This window comes from Bifidobacterium asteroides, from assembly GCF_019469425.1.
Taxonomy (GTDB): domain Bacteria; phylum Actinomycetota; class Actinomycetes; order Actinomycetales; family Bifidobacteriaceae; genus Bombiscardovia; species Bombiscardovia asteroides_I.
Genome location: NZ_CP048272.1, coordinates 781,059 through 799,054, shown reverse-complemented (window position 1 = coordinate 799,054; position 17,996 = coordinate 781,059). Strand labels below are relative to the sequence as shown.

The 17,996-nt window shown below is 63.5% G+C and carries 15 protein-coding genes; 3 read left to right on the top strand and 12 right to left on the bottom strand.

The genetic code is table 11. The features are described from left to right. Positions 1-226: 226 nt before the first annotated feature. Complete coding sequence (locus GYM67_RS03030; protein WP_220237069.1) at positions 227-2,545, top strand: beta-L-arabinofuranosidase domain-containing protein; 2,319 nt, start codon at positions 227-229, stop codon at positions 2,543-2,545. Positions 2,546-2,566: 21 nt separating this feature from the next. Here GYM67_RS03030 and GYM67_RS03025 read toward each other — a convergent pair whose 3' ends face one another. Further along, a complete protein-coding gene (locus tag GYM67_RS03025; protein WP_220237068.1) occupies positions 2,567-2,809 on the bottom strand; it encodes a hypothetical protein in 243 nt (80 codons plus the stop codon). Here GYM67_RS03025 and GYM67_RS03020 point away from each other — a divergent pair. Both GYM67_RS03020 and dtd read left to right on the top strand, forming a co-directional pair. Continuing rightward, positions 2,708-3,469: a helix-turn-helix transcriptional regulator gene (locus GYM67_RS03020; protein WP_258561593.1), complete on the top strand. Its 762-nt coding sequence runs from the start codon at positions 2,708-2,710 to the stop codon at positions 3,467-3,469. The genes GYM67_RS03025 and GYM67_RS03020 overlap by 102 nt on opposite strands. 18 nt (positions 3,470-3,487) lie before the next feature. Further along, positions 3,488-3,988, top strand: coding sequence for a D-aminoacyl-tRNA deacylase (gene dtd / locus GYM67_RS03015; protein WP_220237066.1), 501 nt, complete (start codon positions 3,488-3,490; stop codon positions 3,986-3,988). Here dtd and GYM67_RS03010 read toward each other — a convergent pair. From GYM67_RS03010 to rsmH, 11 genes are all read right to left on the bottom strand, one after another. Beyond that, positions 3,981-5,258: a cell division protein FtsQ/DivIB gene (locus GYM67_RS03010; RefSeq protein ID WP_258561561.1), complete on the bottom strand. Its 1,278-nt coding sequence runs from the start codon at positions 5,256-5,258 to the stop codon at positions 3,981-3,983. The two genes, dtd and GYM67_RS03010, sit on opposite strands and share 8 nt — an antisense overlap. Beyond that, the gene (gene murC / locus GYM67_RS03005; protein ID WP_258561592.1) at positions 5,255-6,823 is read right to left on the bottom strand and encodes a UDP-N-acetylmuramate--L-alanine ligase; all 1,569 of its coding nucleotides are present in this window, start codon (positions 6,821-6,823) and stop codon (positions 5,255-5,257) included. The genes GYM67_RS03010 and murC overlap by 4 nt, the downstream gene beginning before the upstream one ends. Before the next feature lie 139 nt (positions 6,824-6,962). Then, positions 6,963-8,195 (bottom strand): UDP-N-acetylglucosamine--N-acetylmuramyl-(pentapeptide) pyrophosphoryl-undecaprenol N-acetylglucosamine transferase, encoded by a 1,233-nt coding sequence (locus tag GYM67_RS03000; protein WP_220237376.1) that lies wholly within the window; start codon positions 8,193-8,195, stop codon positions 6,963-6,965. A 70-nt stretch (positions 8,196-8,265) separates the two neighbouring features. Continuing rightward, the gene (locus GYM67_RS02995; protein ID WP_220237064.1) at positions 8,266-9,489 is read right to left on the bottom strand and encodes a peptidoglycan glycosyltransferase FtsW; all 1,224 of its coding nucleotides are present in this window, start codon (positions 9,487-9,489) and stop codon (positions 8,266-8,268) included. Continuing rightward, complete coding sequence (gene murD / locus GYM67_RS02990) at positions 9,473-10,912, bottom strand: UDP-N-acetylmuramoyl-L-alanine--D-glutamate ligase (protein WP_220237063.1); 1,440 nt, start codon at positions 10,910-10,912, stop codon at positions 9,473-9,475. The genes GYM67_RS02995 and murD overlap by 17 nt, the downstream gene beginning before the upstream one ends. Positions 10,913-10,993: 81 nt before the next feature. Continuing rightward, on the bottom strand, positions 10,994-12,097 hold the full coding sequence (gene mraY / locus GYM67_RS02985; protein WP_220237062.1) for a phospho-N-acetylmuramoyl-pentapeptide-transferase: 1,104 nt from the start codon (positions 12,095-12,097) through the stop codon (positions 10,994-10,996). A gap of 74 nt (positions 12,098-12,171) precedes the next feature. Then, positions 12,172-13,698: a UDP-N-acetylmuramoyl-tripeptide--D-alanyl-D-alanine ligase gene (locus GYM67_RS02980; protein WP_220237061.1), complete on the bottom strand. Its 1,527-nt coding sequence runs from the start codon at positions 13,696-13,698 to the stop codon at positions 12,172-12,174. A 9-nt stretch (positions 13,699-13,707) separates the two neighbouring features. Then, positions 13,708-14,589, bottom strand: coding sequence for a UDP-N-acetylmuramyl peptide synthase (locus GYM67_RS02975; protein ID WP_220237060.1), 882 nt, complete (start codon positions 14,587-14,589; stop codon positions 13,708-13,710). A 46-nt stretch (positions 14,590-14,635) separates the two neighbouring features. Continuing rightward, complete coding sequence (locus GYM67_RS02970; RefSeq protein WP_220237059.1) at positions 14,636-16,417, bottom strand: peptidoglycan D,D-transpeptidase FtsI family protein; 1,782 nt, start codon at positions 16,415-16,417, stop codon at positions 14,636-14,638. Next, a complete protein-coding gene (gene ftsL / locus GYM67_RS02965; protein ID WP_220237058.1) occupies positions 16,414-16,905 on the bottom strand; it encodes a cell division protein FtsL in 492 nt (163 codons plus the stop codon). The genes GYM67_RS02970 and ftsL overlap by 4 nt, the downstream gene beginning before the upstream one ends. Next, a complete protein-coding gene (gene rsmH, locus GYM67_RS02960) occupies positions 16,902-17,993 on the bottom strand; it encodes a 16S rRNA (cytosine(1402)-N(4))-methyltransferase RsmH (protein WP_396019996.1) in 1,092 nt (363 codons plus the stop codon). Before rsmH ends, ftsL begins: the two co-directional genes overlap by 4 nt. Positions 17,994-17,996 lie beyond the last annotated feature (3 nt).

Here is a 17,996-nt window from a genome sequence, read left to right as displayed (position 1 = left end):
ACGAAGAAAGAGACGCTAACCAGAACGACTCCAAGCCAAAGACACAAGATTGTCCACCCATTCGACGATATCCCCCACCTTCTCGATAGGGCAGCCGTCCATAAACTGATGAGGTAAGGCGCGCAAAGGCATCAGGGCAGAGCGGCGCCGACGGATCGGAGACGACCCGATGGAGAGCATGACCGGCCAGAATCCGCCCGTCAGCGGAGGGAGTAGGTAATTCATCATGACATCACCCATGCACACTGATCAGGACTGCGTCGACGAGACAGCCCGTCGGATATATATCGGCAACACAGGCACCGTGGACTTTGACCTGACGCTGCCGACCAAAGGAGTGGAGGAAACCACCATCGAATGGGCCAGCAGCGACGATCGATGGGTGAATCCTCAGGGCAAGGTCAATCAGCCCGAATACGGTCGAGGCGACCGTAACGTGACCCTGACCGCGACCGTCACCAAGGGCGAGGCCAAGGCCCAGCGCAGCTTTGATGTGACCGTGCTGCAGATGCCCAACAGGATCGAAGTGCGCAAGGTCTACCCCATCGAGATCAAGGCGCGCAAGGGCGCTACCTACTATCTGCCCATGTTCACGGCCGTACTGACCAAGGACGGACAGAAAGTCTCCCAGCGGGTCAACTGGGACGAAGGCGTTCAGCAGCGGGACGGGCAGACCGGTGAACACGACTTCCAAGGATCAATCGACGGCAGCGGCATCCGTGTGCAATGCAAGGTTCAGGTGATTGACGAAGACCCCGAACAGCCAGTGAATTCCAGCCCTAAGGTCCGCCGCGTGCCTATCAGCCGGGTTCGACTGACCGGCGATGGAATGCTGGCAGACAACCAGCGCCGACGGATAGCCTTTCTGAAGACCCTGGACGACGATCAGCTCCTGGTTGAGTTCCGCCGAGCCTCCCACCTGGACACCAAGGGAGCCAAGCCCATGATCGGCTGGGACGCTCCGGACTCCAACCTGCGCGGCCACACCACAGGGCATGTCCTGTCCGCATACGCTTTGGGGTATGCCGCTACCGGCGACAAGGACATCCAGGCCAAGCTGACCTATCTGGTCGACGGGCTGGCCGAGGTCCAGGCCGCCTTCGCAAAGAGCGGGACCACCAAGCCAGGCTTCCTGTCTGCCTACGACGAGAGCCAGTTCGACAAGCTGGAACAGTACGCGCCCTACCCCACTATCTGGGCGCCCTACTACACCCTGCACAAGATTCTGGCGGGCCTGATCGACGCCTACCACTTCGCGGGCAATGAAACGGCTCTGCGAGTGGCCTCGGATCTGGGCGACTGGGTCTATGACCGCGTCCACCGGCTTCCCCATGAGCAGTTGCAGAACATGTGGAGCATGTACATCGCCGGTGAGTTCGGCGGCATGAACGAATCCCTGGCCCATCTGTATGCCATCACCGGACGCCGTGAGCACCTGGAGGCCGCCCGCCTCTTCGACAACGACCGCCTCATGGTCCCCATGCGTCAGAAGGTGGATGCCTTAGGCGGGCTGCATGGCAACCAACACATCCCCCAGGTCATCGGCTCGGTGGAGCTCTTCCGCCATACCGGCCTGCCCTACTACCTGCAGCAAGCCGAATTCTTCCTCAAGTCGGTCATGGGCCATCACATCTACGCCATGGGCGGCACCGGTCAGGGGGAGATGTTCCAGCAGCCCGATGTGATCGGTGCCCTGCTCAAGGACAACACAGCCGAATCCTGCGCCTCCTACAATCTGCTCAAACTGTCGGCGCTCCTGTTCTCCTTCGATCCCGACCAGACCTATGCAGACTACACTGAGCTGACCACACTCAACCACATCGCTGCCGGCACCGACCATGTGCCCCAAGGCGGCAGCCTCTACTTCTTCCCCACCCAGCCGGGCGGCCGCAAGGAGTTCGACGAGGAGAACAGCTGCTGTCACGGCACTGGCCTGGAATCGCACTTCTACTACGCCGATGGAGCCTTCTACACGGATGAAACGACCCTGTGGATCGAGCAGTATCTGCCCTGCAGCCTGAACGACATCGACCAGAAGATGGCGCTGAGCATGAAGGTGGACGACCACCACCCCGAGAAGGTGACCATCACCATAGAAGCCCTGGACAGACCGCGCCTGGCTCTGCGCGTTCCAGCCTGGACCCGTGGCAGGGTCCACATCGACATCGACGGAGCCCCGGCATCCCAGGCTCTCATGGGCACCGACCCGGCTGTAGCGATCTTGGAGGCGAGCGCTTGCGGGCTGGATTCCTGGTCAGGGGCCACCATTACGCTGACGTTCGACCCGACTATCCGGCTGATCGGCACCCCTGACAGACCCTCCCTGGCCGCCGTGGCCTGGGGCCCTTACGTGCTTGCCGCCTTGAGTCCCAGCACCGATATGCAGAGTCTGGACATCAATCGGAAGGATCCCGGGTCCGCCTTCGAGCGCCAGGGCGAGAAGCTGGTCTTCCGTCACCGGGACAGCGGCCTGGAATTTGTCCCCCTCTGGATCATTGACGAAAACCAGCCCTATCATGCCTACGTCGAAGTGGCCAACCACTGACCGCGTTCTAAGGCCAAGGTTTCAGCGACAGGAAGGACGGTCAGCACGGATCAGGCAATCATCACAAGTTTCCCCAACGATGCGGCGGTCTTCAAATCCGCCGGGCGCTTCATCGGCACCCCCGGATGGATCCACGAGCGCCGCACCGTTGACAGCTTTGAGCTGATTCTGGTTGAAGAGGGCGTCCTCCCGCTGACCGTAGCCGGGCGGCATCATGATCTGAAGGCAGGCGGCCTGCTGCTGATCCCTCCCAGCATCCCTCATGAGGGCAGTCGACGGCTGGGACAGGAGCCGCTGACCTTCTACTGGGCCCACTTCACCTTGCCCGACTGGCAACGGGCCCAGGGCCTGCCCGACGAACAGAGTGACGGAAAGGACCAGGGCGCGGCACGCGTGGTGCTGCCCCTGGATTTTCGTCTGGCAGACAACAACCGGGTGACCGTCATGTTCAACCAGCTGCTCGACATCTATCAGCGCACCTACCCGGATCCCAGCCCCTACTGCAGCTATTTCATGACCTGTCTGCTCATTGAGATCTCCATGGGAAGGCCTGCACCCAAGGACCCTCAAAAAGCGGACGACGAGGACAGCACCCTCCAGAAGATCCAGGATTGGATCCGCATCAACGCCTGCGACCGGATCAGTGTGGCCAGCGTGGCGGAGAACTTCAACTACTCGCCCTCCTACCTGTCGACCATATACAAGCGACGGTTCGGCATGGGCATCACTGGACAGATCAGGCGGGTGCGCATCGAACGGGCGCAGGAGCTGCTCCTGTCGACCTCCATGGGCGTCAGACAAATAGCCGAGGCCTGCGGGTATGACGACCCCAAGTACTTCATGCGGGTCTTCAAACGGTTCTCCGGCCTGACCCCAACCAGGTACCGGTCCAGCTTTTCCCTGCGTCACTACAACAACGCCTGAAGTCTTTAGACTGGAAGCATGAGAATCGTCATACAGCGGGTCAGCCGCGCCCGAGTCGATGTTGTCGACGAACAGGGGCAGCCGGATCCCGATTTCAAACCCCAGAGCATTGGCACGGGCCTCTTGCTTCTGGTGGCCATCCAGGATGAAGACGGGATTGACCAGGTGGACTATGCCGTCCGCAAGCTGACCCGGATGCGCATCTTCTCCGACGAGGAGGGCAGAATGAACCGGTCGGTCCTGGACTGCGGCGGCTCCATCCTCTCCATCTCCCAGTTCACCCTCTATGCGGATCTGCATCGCGGCAACCGTCCCAGCTTCATGGCGGCCGGAGAGCCCCAACACGCCCAAAGCGTCTGGCAGGACCTGAACCGGGCCCTGGCCGCGACCGGTGTCCCTGTTGTCGTCGGACGCTTCGGTGCCCACATGCGAGTGGATTCGGTCAACGACGGCCCTGTGACCATCCTGCTGGACACCGGCAAACTGATGAAGAAGGCGACCTCTTCAGCGGCTATTTGACGATGGGCCGCAGGGGCGCCGACACATCCAGCTGATGTTTGTCGCCGATTTTGGACGGATCGTTGATGATCTTGTCGACCACGGCCTGTTTGAGCTTCAGGTCGGAGCCGTCGCCCCAGACGATGACATGCTTGCCCTGGTCCAGCTCGGTGGTGATAGAGTCCTGGGTTTCCGCAGTCACCTTAGTCACCGAATGACGCATGGACTCGGGCATGGTCGACAGAATCCGCAGGGTCTGCCTGACCGCCTGATCCTGCTGTGCGCGCTTGACGGTGGACACCTGGATGACCGGCACCCCCTCCACCGGCTTGGGCACAGTATTGAGCACCCTCCCCTGTCTGTCAACGGCCGTCAGCTCGCCCTGTGCATCCTTGAAGACCGCAGTCGGCTCCTGGGCATCGAAGGTCACCTGCAGACCGTGTGGAAAACTCTTGCGGACCCTGGCATCGGTCACCCCGGCCATGCCGCTGATGTCCTGCTCGACGCCATTGGTGGAAATCAGCAGCAGCGAGCGATCCCCCTGATGGGCCACGATTGAGGCCACTCGATCGTTGGACACCCAAGCATTGCCGCCGCTGACATCGATCCTGTCGGTCTGCAGGCGAAAGACCGGCGAGAGAAAGAGCAGCCATGCCAGTCCTGCGATCAGAGCCATGACCAGGAGGACGACACCTGTCCGGATCAGGACCAGCCTGCGGCTGACCTTCTTCTTCTCTCGCACACGGGCCTGAAAGTCCAGCACCTTAGGCCGAACGAAGATCCCCAGCCCCTGCTCCTCCTGATCGGTGCCGATCCTGCCAGAAACGGGCCGATCCGGCGGTATGGCCCGGGCATCGACGAATCCGCCGGCCGAACTAGCCGAGCGTGAGGTCGCGGATTTGGACGACACAGACTTGGATGCCACAGACTTGGAGGCTGAGGCCTTGTTCCCTTTTACCAGAGAACGGGAGGACGAGGAGGCCGACCTGGCGCTACGAGTTCGGGATCCGCCTGGATTCTTGGAACGATCCGGACGACCCTTGAGATGCTTCGACCTTTTGAAACGCCTGCCCTCGCTGCCGGTTTTTTCAGTCTTGGACCGGCGGCCTGCCATTGCTGCATTATCGGAAATATTCGATTCGCCTGATCTAGCGGTTCTGCCGGTCCGCTCTTCCTCTCCCGAAGGCTTGGCATGTCCAGACCGGGCCGTCCGTGCAGCCTTGGCAGCCCGGACGGCCCTGGTCTTGGACGAGGCTCCGCTGGCGGCGCGGCGACCCTTGCCGGTCTTCACTGCTCATCCCGTTCAGCCAGCCTGTCAAGAATGACCGGTCCCATGCCGGTGACATCGCCGGCGCCCACAGTCAGGATCACGTCACCCGGCTCCGCCCGCTCGGCCAGATCCAGGGCCGCCTGACGCATGTCCGGGCAGGTCCGGAAGACAGCTCCAGCCGACCTGTTTGCGGAATCCTGAGACTCCCGGTCCGATGCCTTACGGGCCGCGGCGGGGATGGTTCCGGCATCCACACCCGGAAAATCGCTGACCAGCTCACGCGCGGGAAAGATGTTGGTGACGGTCACATCGTCCGCCAGGGACAAAGCAGCCGCGAAACGTTCGGCGAAGATGGCAGTCCGCGAATAAAGGTGGGGCTGGAAGAGCACCCTGATGGTCCGGCCCGGATAGCGTCGTCTGGCAGCTGTCAGCAGAGCGGCGATCTCCGTGGGATGATGGGCGTAATCGTCCACTACAGTGACCCCATGTCGGCATCCGCGAACCTCGAAGCGTCGAGCGGCCCCACGGAAGTCGGCGGCAGAAGCGGCGGCCGCATCAGGATCCATCCCCAGCAGGATGGCGGCAATGATGGCCGCGGCGGCATTGCGGGCGTTGTGGATGCCGGGGATGGCCAGGTCCACCTGCAGATCGAGGGGTTTGCTGGCCTCCAACCCTGCCGCCTGGAGCACCTGCGCGGGAAGAGCCAGACGGCAATGCTCACGACCGCTGCCGCTGCTCTCGGACTCGGACTCGATGCGGACCAGGCCAAGGATCCCGGGCAGGGATTCCGCACTCAGCTGGGAATCCGAAGCATAAACGATGATCTTGGCCTGGCAGTCCCCGTGCAGCCTCCGCAGCACCTCCAGAGCGCCCTGGTCGTCCCCGCAGACCACCAGGAATCGTCGGGCCTGACGGGCATGTTCCACAAAGGCCTGGCGGAAGGCATCAGCCGTGCCATAGTGGTCCAGATGGTCGGGCTCGACATTGGTGATGATGGCGATGTCGGGAGTGTACTTGCCAAAGCTGCCGTCGGACTCGTCCGCCTCGGCCACCAGGACCCGTCCGGCTCCCACATGCCCGCCGTCCATGGGCCCCTGGTCGCTCTGGAGGCTACCCCCTATGGCATAGCTGGGATCAGCCAGAGCCCCTTGGCCGCCCTTGGTCAGCAGATGGGCCAAGAGAGCGCTGGTGGTGGTCTTGCCGTGCGCGCCGGCCACAGTGACCGAAATCCTGGAGGCCATGAGCAGGGCCAGAATATCGCTGCGGTGAACCAGCCGAGCGCCTGTATCCCGTGCTGCCAGAATCTCGGGATTGTCAGGCTTGATGGCACTGGACCAGACCACCGTGCGAGCCCCGGCTACATTACGGGCGTCCTGACCGATAGCGACCCGGATCCCCAGCTGACGCAGACGACGGGTCTTGTCCCCCTCAGCACGGTCAGAGCCGGAGACCTGCACCCCCTCCTGGTGAAGCATCTCAGCCAGCACGCTCATCCCGGCCCCGCCGATGCCGATGAAGTGCGTGGGCCCCAGATCCTTGGGGTCGCGCACTCCGGCCTGGACCAGGGCAGGCAGGCAGGGGTCCAGGACCGGCAGGGACCGGTCACCGCCATCCTGCCGACCGGGCACTGTATTCAATTCATGCTTGGGCACAGTAGTTGCATCTCCTCCAACAGTTCAGGACCATTCAGGACGGTCGCCCGTCGCCTGCCTCCATTATGCCCGACTAGACCTTCCCGGAGTCCTTGCGGGCAAGGCCTTGGTCGGCCATGGTCAGGACCTGCTCGGCCATAACCTGGGCGGCATCGCGAATCCCGTACCCCCAGGCCCGTCGGCGCATATCAGCCAGCCTATCCCCGTCGGCCATAAGGGCAGGGACGTGGTCAGCCACCCATTTAGCATCCAGGGCCGCATCATCCACCATGAGCCCTCCCCCGGCATGGACGACCGGCTGCGCGTTGAACCGCTGCTCACCGTTGCCGATGGGCAGGGGCACGTAGACGGCGGGCACACCCAGGGCGGCCAGCTCGCTGACAGAGCCGGCACCAGCCCTGCAGACCACGAGGTCAGCGCAGGCGAAGGCAAGATCGATCCGCTCCAGATATTCGGCCATATGGTAGTCCCCCTGGCCATGATGAGCCGGGTCCAGATCGTTGATAGCCGCATCGCCCAGGTCAGCCGCCACCTGCTCCCTGACCTGATCGGCCTTGCCACGGCCCGTCAGATGGATGACCTGGGTTCGATCCAGCAGCTGCCTAGCCGCGTCAGCCACCGCCTTGTTCAGGCTGAGCGCGCCCAAGGATCCCCCGGTGACCAACAGGATGGGCCTGTCGGGATCCAATCCTAAGGACTGTGCAGACTCGCGACGGGCTCGTGCGGGGTCAGCCTCCATCTGCTTGGCCAGTCGGGCGATGGCCGGCCGCAGGGGCAGACCCACGCGTCGCACTGGCACACCGGACCGGGCCCGGATGCCTGTATCCTCATAGGCCGTACCCACGAAATCGGCCCAGCGGGCACCCAGCTTGTTGGCCATGCCCGCCCGGGCGTTCTGCTCATGGACGACGATGGGCAGACCCAGGTTTCGTGCGGCCCTATAGGCCGGCGCCGAGGCATAGCCGCCAAAGCCGACTACCAGGTCGGCCGACCGATCCTGTAAATACCCTCGGACCCGATGCACCTCACGTCGCCAACGCAGGGGGAAGTCCAGGACGGCCTTGCCAGGACGACGAGGGAAGGGAACCTTCTCAATCAGATCCAGGGGAAGTCCAGCGGCCGGCACCAAGTCGTGCTCCAGCCCGACAGCAGTGCCGATCACGCTGACAGCTGCCTGGGGACAGCGCTCCCGAATGGCTGCAGCCACACTGAGCAGGGGGTTGACATGCCCTGCCGTCCCCCCGCCGGCCAACACCAGATGGGGACCAGCGTCTTTCCCAGGACGCCCCTGGTCGTACCCAGGCATCCCTTTCTCAGTCCTCTTCGCCGTCGTCATCCGCGCATCCGCTTCCTCTCCGCCATGTCGATTCCGCATCTCAGGACCCGTCCGTGGCTGCCATCACATCCGGCTGGGTCCGAATCATCTTCAGAGCCACCCCGGCCGAGGCCAGGCAGGAGATCAGGGCAGTCCCTCCAGCCGATACGAAGGGCAGGGGTAGCCCGATGACCGGCAGCAGGCCCAGGACCACGCAGATGTTGACCAGGGCTTGGCCCACCAGCCACACATCCAGGCAGATCAGCACCATGCCCGCATACCGGTCCCTGGTGGTCAGGGCGATTCTCAGCATGCACCAGCCCATGACAACAAAGACCAGAATAAGCATGGCCGCCCCTACAAAGCCCAGCTCCTCGCCGATGACGGCGAAGATGAAGTCATTGTGCGCCTCGGGCAGATAGTTCCACTTTTCCCTGGAGTTGCCCAGCCCAACCCCAGTCAACCCCCCCGAGGCCATGGCATAGAGCCCGTGAATGGACTGGTAGCAGACACCCTGAATGTCATCGGCCGAACACTTGCCATAGGCGGCCATGATCCGCTGGGTACGATTGCTGTTGCCGTAGACCGAAAAACCGATGACTGCAGCCATCCCCAGAACTGCCATGCTGAGCAGCCAGCGCAGGGGGAAGCCCGAGACCAGGAAGGCCACAAAACCGATGATCACGATGATCATGGCCGTTCCCAGGTCCTTGCCCAGCATGATCAGCAGGAAACTGACGATAAAACCGGCGGCCGGCTTGGCATAGGCCTTGGCCAGGCTCTTCAAGTCAGAATCCTCGCCGACCTGCCGCTGGGCTTCAATCAGCGCCTGAGGCAACCACAGACACAGGGCCAGCTTGAGCAGCTCGGCCGGCTGCATGGAGACGCCCCCCACCGAGATCCACCCCTCATTGCCGTTGGCAGAACGCCCCAGCGGCGTACGAGTCAGTAGCTGGACGCTCTGGCTGGCGATCAGGAACCAAGTGCTCCAGCTCCTGTAGTGGTCGATGCTGATCCTCACAGCCAGAAAGGCCAGCAAGAGCCCGAACACTGCGTATATGCTCTGGCGAATGACCTGGCTCCAGGGTGAGCTCCCCTGGGCCACCAGATCCACGGCCGAGGAGGAGAAGACCATCATCAGGCCAAAGACCGTGGTAGCGACGACCGTGGCCAGAAAGCCGTAGTAGCACCAGAGCGGATTGAGTATAGCCCGCCAGCCCCGGTAGTCCCCCTTGCCGCCAGACTCCCGGGAGGGAGTCATGCGCGGATCAGTACCGCGCTTCATGCTCGTGGACCCATTGTGTTGCCTGCTGGGCGAACTGGTCGCCCCTGTCGGCATAAGAGGCGAATTGATCCATGGAGGCGCAGGCGGGGGCTAGCAGAACCACCTGGCCGGGCTGTGCATAGGATCCGGCCGCACGAACGGCCCGGGCCATGACCTGGTCGCCTGCACCTGGGTCGATCAAGGTAATCGGAAGATCAGGCGCCTGGTCCTTGATGGCCTGGACCATGGGCTGCTGATCCTGGCCGATGATCACGGCTGCGGCCAGTTTGGATTTGCGGGACCGGACCAGATCGTCGAAGCGAGCGCCTTTGGCCAGTCCGCCGGCCAGCCAGACCACCTGGCCGTCATGATAGCTGGCCAGGGAAGCCTGCGCAGCGTGGGCGTTGGTGGCCTTGGAATCATCTACAAAGCGGATGGCCTGCGCACCCTGACCCAGAGTGGCCACGGTGCTGATCCTGTGGTCGCCGGGCGTGAAAGCACACATGGCCTCAATGGCCGCGTCAACACGGGCCCCAGCCCCCAGGCCCAGAGCCAGGGCGCAGAGGGCATCAGCAAGCAGATGGGGGTAGACCGTGCCGTCAGGCTCGCACAGGTCCCTCAGATCGGCCATCCGGACCAGCCTGACGCCCTCCTCAAGGTCCTGGCCGGTCAACCCGCTGCGGTCCACGACCCAGCCGCCCTCCACGCCCAGCTGCCCAGACTCGGGCTGACCCAGGGTGAAGCCCACCCGCCTGCAGCCGGGGGCTGGCCGCGCCTGTCTGGCCAGGTCAGAGACCCGGTAGTCATCAGCGTTGTAGACCAGGGCCTTACGCACGCCCCGGTAGATGCGCGCCTTGTCTGCCGCATAGGCCTCGAAGCCCCCGTGCCAGTCCAGATGGTCGTCGGCCAGATTGGTGATGGCCGCGCACTCCAGGGCTGGCGAGAAGGTGAAGTGCAGCTGGAAGGAGCTCAGCTCCACGCAGAGTATGTCATTATCAGGATCCAGGACGGCTGTGGAGACGGCCTTGCCGATGTTGCCCACCGCAGGGGCCGTAAACCCGCTGGCCTGCATCATGGAGGCGACCAGCCTAGTGGTCGAGGTCTTGCCGTTGGTCCCGGTGATCCCGACCCAGGGAGCTGGCCGGCCGGTCCGGGCTGAGGGCACCCGTAGCATCCAAGCCATCTCCACCTCGCTGACCACGGGAATGCCCCGACGCTGGGCCTCAAGGATAAATGGAGTACGCGGATTGAAGACTGGCGAAGCCATGACCAGGTCAACCTGGCTCCAGTCCACCTGGTCGAAGTCATGAAGATCGGCCTGTGGGGCACGCTGGTCTGCAGTGGTCACCCCGGCCGTCCGGCCTCGCAGGGCTGCGGCCACGCTCCGTCCGGAAATGCCCAGCCCAGCGACCAGTACACGCTTCTGGCTCAAGTCCATATCCATGAACACCTCATTCCGCTAGCTCCGGCATCTGCTTGGCACATGATACCGGCTGCCGAAGTCCGGTACCGTGAATGGACGCACTCAGATGGGCAGCCCAGAGCGGACCACCCAGTCTGCATAGAAGCAGACCAGGGCCAGCAGGACGAAAATCAGGTCCACCATCCAGAACCGGACAACCACCTTGGATTCCTGCCAACCCATCAGCTCGAAGTGGTGATGGATGGGCGCCATCTTGAAGACACGCTTATGTGTGAGCTTGAAGTAGCCCACCTGGATGACATCGGAGGCTGCCTCTCCTACGAAGAGCCCGCCCAGGATGACCGCCAGAAGCTCGGTGTGTGTGGCGATGGACAGGGCTGCGAAGAGCCCGCCCAGAGCCAGGGATCCGGTATCGCCCATGAAGATGGAGGCTGGATTGGTGTTGTACCAGAGGAAGCCGAAACAGGCCACAGCGGCGCAGCAGGCGATGATGGCCAGATCCAGGGGGTCGGAGACCGCGTAGGCATGGCCGGGATGGCCGCCGCCCTTCAAGTGGTAGCCCTCCCAGAAGGCGATGACCGTATAGCCCACGAAGGCGATCATGGAGGAGCCCGAAGCCAGCCCGTCCAAGCCGTCAGTCAGGTTGACGGCATTGCTCCAGGCCGTCATCAGCAGATTGACCCAGATGATGAACAGCACCACAGACAGGACGCTGCCTGCCATTCGGAAGTCGATGATGGGCTGCTCCACGAAGGATATGCCAGCCTGAGCGCTGGGATAGCCGTTCTTGGTGGGCAGCTTCAGGGCCAGCACCGCATATATGGTGGCCAGAATGAACTGGCCGATGAACTTGGCTCTGACCGACAGGCCCAGGTTCTGCTTTTTACGCACCTTGGCGAAGTCGTCTATGAAGCCCAGGAAACCCATGGACAGCATGGCGAACAGAACCAGCATGGCCGACAGGGACACTGATTCCCCCCGCGACAGGTAGCGGTAGAGCGCCGAGGCCGCCCAGCCCAGCAGAATAGCCAGGTTGATGACCAACCCGCCCATGGTCGGGGTGCCACGCTTGACCAGGTGGGACTTGGGCCCGTCCTGGCGGATGTACTGGCCGTAGTGCAGACGGTGGACCAGGCGTATCAGCAGGGGGGTCCCCGCCAGCGTCACCACCAAAGCGACCAGGATTCCGATGATGAGGGCAATCACAGTGTGTACTCCAACTCTTGGATTCTGTCCTTGAATATTAGACCCCGCTGCGGGGAAGCCAGCGAACTCATGGCTCAGCCCTGCCACCGGTCGGCCAGATCGGACAGGCCGGACATGTGCGAGCCCTTGAGCAGAACCAGATTCTGCTGGCCCCAATGCTTAGCGCAAAGGCGGCGGACCATCTGGTCGGCCTGGTCAGCGTCCTGGGCAAAGAGCACCCGCATGGACTCAGGCTGATCCTCGCTCGGATCGGATGGGCCGCCGGCACCACGGACCAGGGCCTGGACCAGACTGTCCATCTGCCGGTCACGGCAACCCACCGCGACCAATGCATCAATGCCCTGACGACGGCAGTAGGCACCGATCTCCTGGTGCAGCTGTTCACCTTGAGCTCCCAGCTCAAGCATGACCCCTAGGACGGCTATCCGATAGATCGGGCCATCGGATCCCCTCCAGGCGGCCAGGGCGTCCAGACCGGCCCGCACAGAGTCGGGATTGGCGTTGAAGGAATCATCGATCAGGGTGAAGGAGGCATCCGGCAGCCGGACCGACGATAGAGCCATCCGATGCGGACTGATCCGGCGCTGTCGGCCCAGCTCATCGGCGATGCGTCCTGCGTCCAGACCCAGGGCGTGGGCTGCCGTGGCAGCAGCCAGGGCGTTCATGACGTTGTGCCGTCCCGGTATGCCCAGGCGCAGGCGAACCGGCTGCTGGCCACGCAGACACAGCTCGAAGGCCGGCCTGTCCAGGCCGTCACTGTCCAGATAACGAGCCGAGCCGTCCAGGTCGCGGTCCCGGCCGCCGCCTTGATCGGCCATACCAAACCGCAGCACAGGCCCAGGGGCCAGATCAGCCATGGCAGCCACCCGGGAATCGTCTGCATTGAGCACGGCGGTCCCACCCGGCACCAGGCCTTGCACAATCTCGCTCTTGGCCTGGGCGATACGCTCCACGGAGCCGAATTCGCCCAGGTGGGCCACTCCCACCTTGAGGACCAGGGCCACATCCGGGGGAACCATCCGGGTCAGATTCGCTATCTCGCCCACGTGGCTGGCGCCCATCTCCGCCACCAGGTAGCGGGTGTCCGGACCGACCTCCAAGGCGGTAAGAGGCAGACCGATCTCATTGTTGAAGGATCCGACCGGGGCCACCACAGGGCCCAGCTGGGCCAGCAGGGAGGCCAGCAGATCCTTGGTCGTGGTCTTGCCGACAGAGCCGGTGATGCCGATGACCGTGAAGGGGCCTGGGGCCTTGCGCCGAAGGTCCGTATTGGCCCGCGCCAGCAGTCCCAAGGCAGCGACTGTATCGTCCACGAGAATCTGAGGCAGGTCAGCGCCCGGAACCAGGTGATCGATCAGAGCCGCGCGGCAGCCCTTGGCCCCCAGACCGGGAACATAATCATGACCGTCCGCGTGCTCACCCTTAATGGCCACGAAGAGTCCATCGGCCCCCGCCTGCCGGGAGTCGGTCACCACCCGCATGCGTACGGACCGCCGGTCGGATTCGCGACCAGGACCGGCCTCGACCAACCGACCGTGCACATATTCGACGACCTCTTCCAGGGTCATGGGCATGGACCCGGCCCCTACAGACTGACTCATCCTCACCTCTCAGGACATTTCGCGGGAGACGCGCAGTGCGCTCCTGATGTTGTTGCGTTTGACGCCGGCGGCCATGGTCATGGCGATGCACAGGGACAGGTCGTCACTCTGTGCATCGGCGGGCAGAGACTGGCGGGCCAGCCCGTCTGATTCCTCGTTGCGTCGGGCCACGATGGTGTGCCCGCCCAGGTTGAACCCGTATCGGCGGGCCCTGGAGATCAGCCGCACATGCCGCATATCGCGGGTGGAGCCCTCCTGGGCGCCCAGGGCCACCACATCCAGATCCACCGCCTGCAGGGCATCCCTGGCCAGGGTCTGCTCCTCCACTGAGATGACCACGGCGGCCGCCCCATCCTCCAGGGCGATAGACAGACTGCGCTGCACATCGAACATGCTCAGGGGGTATTCCAGGTCCAGGCGTCGGTCCAGTGAGTATGAGCCCTTGGCGCTGAGAATGCCCACGGGATTGCCCAGCACATGCAGAAAATCGGCCAGGAGATCCACCTGGTCCTGCACCTGGGAACCGACAAGAGCGAAGACAGCCAGGGCTCCCGAAGGATCACCGGCGGCATTGGCCAGCAGCTGGCCCATCTGCCAGGGGTGCATGGTGCCGAAGAGCAGGGGTATATGGGCTCGTCCCAACTCTTGGCGGGCCGAAGTCGGCAGCAGGGCTGCGTATGCCCCTCGGCGCTCGGCCTCCTCGATCATGCCCTGGTCCACCTGCTGATCTGCAGGCACGTACAGACTGCCGGGCCGCACTGAGGGCAGGTCGTCCACCAGTGAGGTCACTGTAACTGGCTCAGCGAAGTCGGGGACCAGGGTCAGCCCGTAGCGCCCCTTGAGCTGACCCAGGGTCAACCGTCGGGAGATTGATTCACTCAGCGCACTCATGCTGCAATCTCTCCTTCGTCCGGGAACGCCATGATGCCTGCCGGCATCACCATGTTACCGGGATAGCATCGGTTCTGGGCTGGGACGTGGGGACCTGGTATTTCTGCATAAGGAATTCACCGATCTGGGCGAAGATGGGACCTGCGGTGACGCCGCCGAAAATCCCGGCACTGCTGTGGGGGTTCTTCAGCACCACGGTGATCACAAAGCGGGGATCGTCAGCGGGCAGTATGCCCACCCAATCGCTGACGATGCCGCTCAGTCTGCCGGAGCTGTCGGCCACCTCGGCGGTGCCGGTCTTAGCGGCTATCCTGTAGCCTTCCACCTTGACCGTCTTATCGTATTTCTCTGACACTGACTCCATCGCGTTCATGACCTCAGCGGCCACTTTCTCGTCCACGACCCTGACCTGATTGGCTTTGACGCCCCCCTGGCCGCGGATGATGGTCTGGTCGGAACGGACCCCCTTGTTGGCCAGGGTGGCGATGGCATTGGTCAGCTGGACGGCGTTGGTGGCATAGCCCTGGCCGAACAGGACCGTGTTGCGGGTGCGGCGGTCCCAGGTCTGAGGCGTGGTCAGCAGTCCCTTGGACTCACCCGGCAGCCCCAGGGCTGATACATGGCCGATGCCGAAGCGAGTCAGATAGTCGTAGCGCTTCTGGTCCGGGTACTTCTGGCCGGCCATGACCATGCCCACGTTGGAGGAATTCTGCAGAATGCCGGCCAACGTCCAATGCTCTTCCCCATGATTGAAGGAATCCTTGTACTGCTGGTTGTCGATGGTGATGTGGTCGGGCACGGTAAAGCGGTCGGTCATGGAGTGCGCCTGCTCCTGGAGCATGCCCGCCGCCGAGATGGTCTTGCCGACCGATCCGGGCTCGAAGGTCTCCGCCACAGCCCTGGAGGAGTTGACCTTGGCCTGGTCGCTGCCCGCCTGGTAGTCGTCGGTGTCGGCCAGTGCCAGGATCTCGTTGGTGTGGGTGTCCTGAACCACTGCCAGGGCCCAGTCCGCATGATAGTTCTGGCAGCCTGACTTAAGGGCCTGGCGGACGTACCAGAGCACATCCTGGTCAATGGTCAATCTCACGTCCTTGCCGTTGACAGGATTGCGCTGACGGGTCACGGTTCCGGGAATCTCCTGGCCCAGCATCCCCTGCTGATAGACCGTATAGCCATCGGTGCCGGTCAGCCGCCAATTCTCCATCTGCTCGATTCCGGCCACGCCCTTGCCGCTGTCATCGATGCCCCCGATCAGGGCGCCCATCAGATCCGCGTGCGGGTAGGTGCGTTCGCTGCTCAGTTCGGCCGTAATGATCCCCTGCAGCCCCAACTTGTCAATGGAACGCTTGACCTCGGGGGTCACACGCTTGGCCAGCAACACGTACCGTCCAGGGACGCTGAGCTTGCCACCCAGCTCCATGGCGTTCATCCCCAGGGCCGGTGCCAGTAGGCGTGCCACGCCAGCAGCACCGTCGGCGCCCACCGGGTGGCCCTTGATGCTGTGGCAGTCGTTGCCTGTGCGCTTGGTGCAGTTGATGGGTATGAAGGAGGCGGCCGCCTCGGGGTCGCCGATGATGTTGTACCGCTCCAGGCTCTGGGCCAGCACCCGACCATTGACATCCAGGATGCGGCCACGCTGGGCCTTGATAGTGTGCGGCACGGTGCGACCCGCCGCAGCAGCCTGGGCCATGGACCTTCCGTCGAAGAGCTGTATGTAGGCCAGCTTGCCCAGGGCCAGAGCGGCCACCAAAATCAGAATCAGGCCCACAGACAAGGAACGTTTGCAGAAAGACAGGCGCCAGGAGCGCTTGGTTCCCTTGCCGCTCATTGATGCCCCGCCTTGCCCTGGGCATCCTGAGGAGGCTTATAGCCCTGCAGATCGATGGAGTTCAGACCCTGCTGGGGCTGCATGCCCAACTGCTGGGCTTTGTCCGGCAGGGAGGCCTGGAGCTGGTCCAGCTTGTTCTGGTCATCCTGGACGTCCTGGTTGAGATTGCTGATCTCACGCTGGATTCGGGTAGCCTCGAAGGAGTCCTGGACCATCTGGGTGCGCAGCATCAGGGAGCCGAACATACAGGCAGCCAGAAAAACCACGGAGGTCATGATCCGCAGCAGGGGATTGCCGCGGGTGCGCGTCCAGCCAATCAGACGCCTAGCCCCTTCAGCCACTGGACCTCGTTCGGGATGGCGGTCCTTGCCCGGCTTGCCTGAGCCCTTGATCAGACTGAGCTCAGGCCTGGTGGGCATCTCCTGGATACGAGGATGGCCCTTGTCCGGAGAGGCCTTGGAACGGACTGAACGTGCTGGCATGGTCATGACCGGCGCCTCGATTCCGAACCGTGACCCACGCAGCGATGGCGACCATCCGAGCCCTCGCCGCGGGCCTCGGATTGAAGTCGACGACGACGCTCCTCGGGGATGGCTCCAATCATCTCCACGGCACGCAGGCGCACTGAGGCAGACCTGGGATTGCGTTCCCGCTCGGCCGCGTCAGCCTTGATGGCCCCATGAGTCAGATCCGACAGATATGGGCGGGCCTGATCAGGCACCACCGGCATGCCCGCCGGCAGGTCCACGTGCAGCCCTGGCGCCATGAAGCGCTTGACCATGCGGTCCTCCAGGGAATGGTAAGACTCCACGACCAAACGACCCCCCTGGGCCAAGCGAAGAATGGCCTGGGGCAGGGTGCGCCTCAGACGATCCAGCTCCCCGTTGACCTCGATGCGCAGGGCTTGGAAGACCCTCTTGGCCGGATTGCCCGGGGGGCGGTGACCGCGCGGCACTGCCCTGTCGACCAGACGGTCCAGCTGGGCCGAGGTGGTCAGCGGCTGCTCCTGCCTGGCCTCGACGATGGCCCGAGCGATGCGTCCTGCATAGCGCTCCTCTCCGTACGCGGAGAAGATGGCTGCCAAGTGTTCCTGGTCGTATTCGGCCAGGACCTGTGCGGCAGTAAGCTCCTGGCTGGTGTCCATGCGCATGTCCAGCGGAGCGTCCTGCCGGTAGGTGAAGCCCCTATCGCGCTGGTCGATCTGCAGGGAGGACAGCCCCAGATCCATAAAGACCAGGTCCACCTGGCCCAGGCCCAGGGCATCCAGCTGCTGGTCCAGCTGGTCAAAGGGGGCATACACCGGCGTGAAGCGGTCGGCCAGACCCGCGTCTCGCATCCGGCCAGTGGCCAGTTCCAGGGCCTGACGATCCCTGTCGATGCCGATAAGACGGGCCTCAGGACAAGCCTTAAGGAAGGCGGTGGCATGCCCTGCCAGACCCAGCGTGCAATCTACAGCCACGGCCCCTTTGTGCTCCAAGGCGGGTCGGGCCAGCTCAAGGCAGCGCTCCAGCAGGACGGGACGATGGACCATGCCCCTGTCCACGGCCTCCTGGTCGGGAGGATTGCGATCTTCCATGAG

Coding starts and splice junctions, on each gene's coding strand:
- GYM67_RS02975 (WP_220237060.1), bottom strand. CDS start 14,589: ATGAGTGCGCTGAGTGAATCAATCTCCCGACGGTTGACCCTGGGTCAG.
- rsmH (WP_396019996.1), bottom strand. CDS start 17,993: ATGGAAGATCGCAATCCTCCCGACCAGGAGGCCGTGGACAGGGGCATG.
- GYM67_RS03000 (WP_220237376.1), bottom strand. CDS start 8,195: ATGCCTGGGTACGACCAGGGGCGTCCTGGGAAAGACGCTGGTCCCCAT.
- murD (WP_220237063.1), bottom strand. CDS start 10,912: ATGGATATGGACTTGAGCCAGAAGCGTGTACTGGTCGCTGGGCTGGGC.
- ftsL (WP_220237058.1), bottom strand. CDS start 16,905: ATGACCATGCCAGCACGTTCAGTCCGTTCCAAGGCCTCTCCGGACAAG.
- GYM67_RS02995 (WP_220237064.1), bottom strand. CDS start 9,489: ATGAAGCGCGGTACTGATCCGCGCATGACTCCCTCCCGGGAGTCTGGC.
- GYM67_RS02980 (WP_220237061.1), bottom strand. CDS start 13,698: ATGAGTCAGTCTGTAGGGGCCGGGTCCATGCCCATGACCCTGGAAGAG.
- GYM67_RS02970 (WP_220237059.1), bottom strand. CDS start 16,417: ATGAGCGGCAAGGGAACCAAGCGCTCCTGGCGCCTGTCTTTCTGCAAA.
- dtd (WP_220237066.1), top strand. CDS start 3,488: ATGAGAATCGTCATACAGCGGGTCAGCCGCGCCCGAGTCGATGTTGTC.
- GYM67_RS03025 (WP_220237068.1), bottom strand. CDS start 2,809: ATGAGGGATGCTGGGAGGGATCAGCAGCAGGCCGCCTGCCTTCAGATC.
- GYM67_RS03030 (WP_220237069.1), top strand. CDS start 227: ATGACATCACCCATGCACACTGATCAGGACTGCGTCGACGAGACAGCC.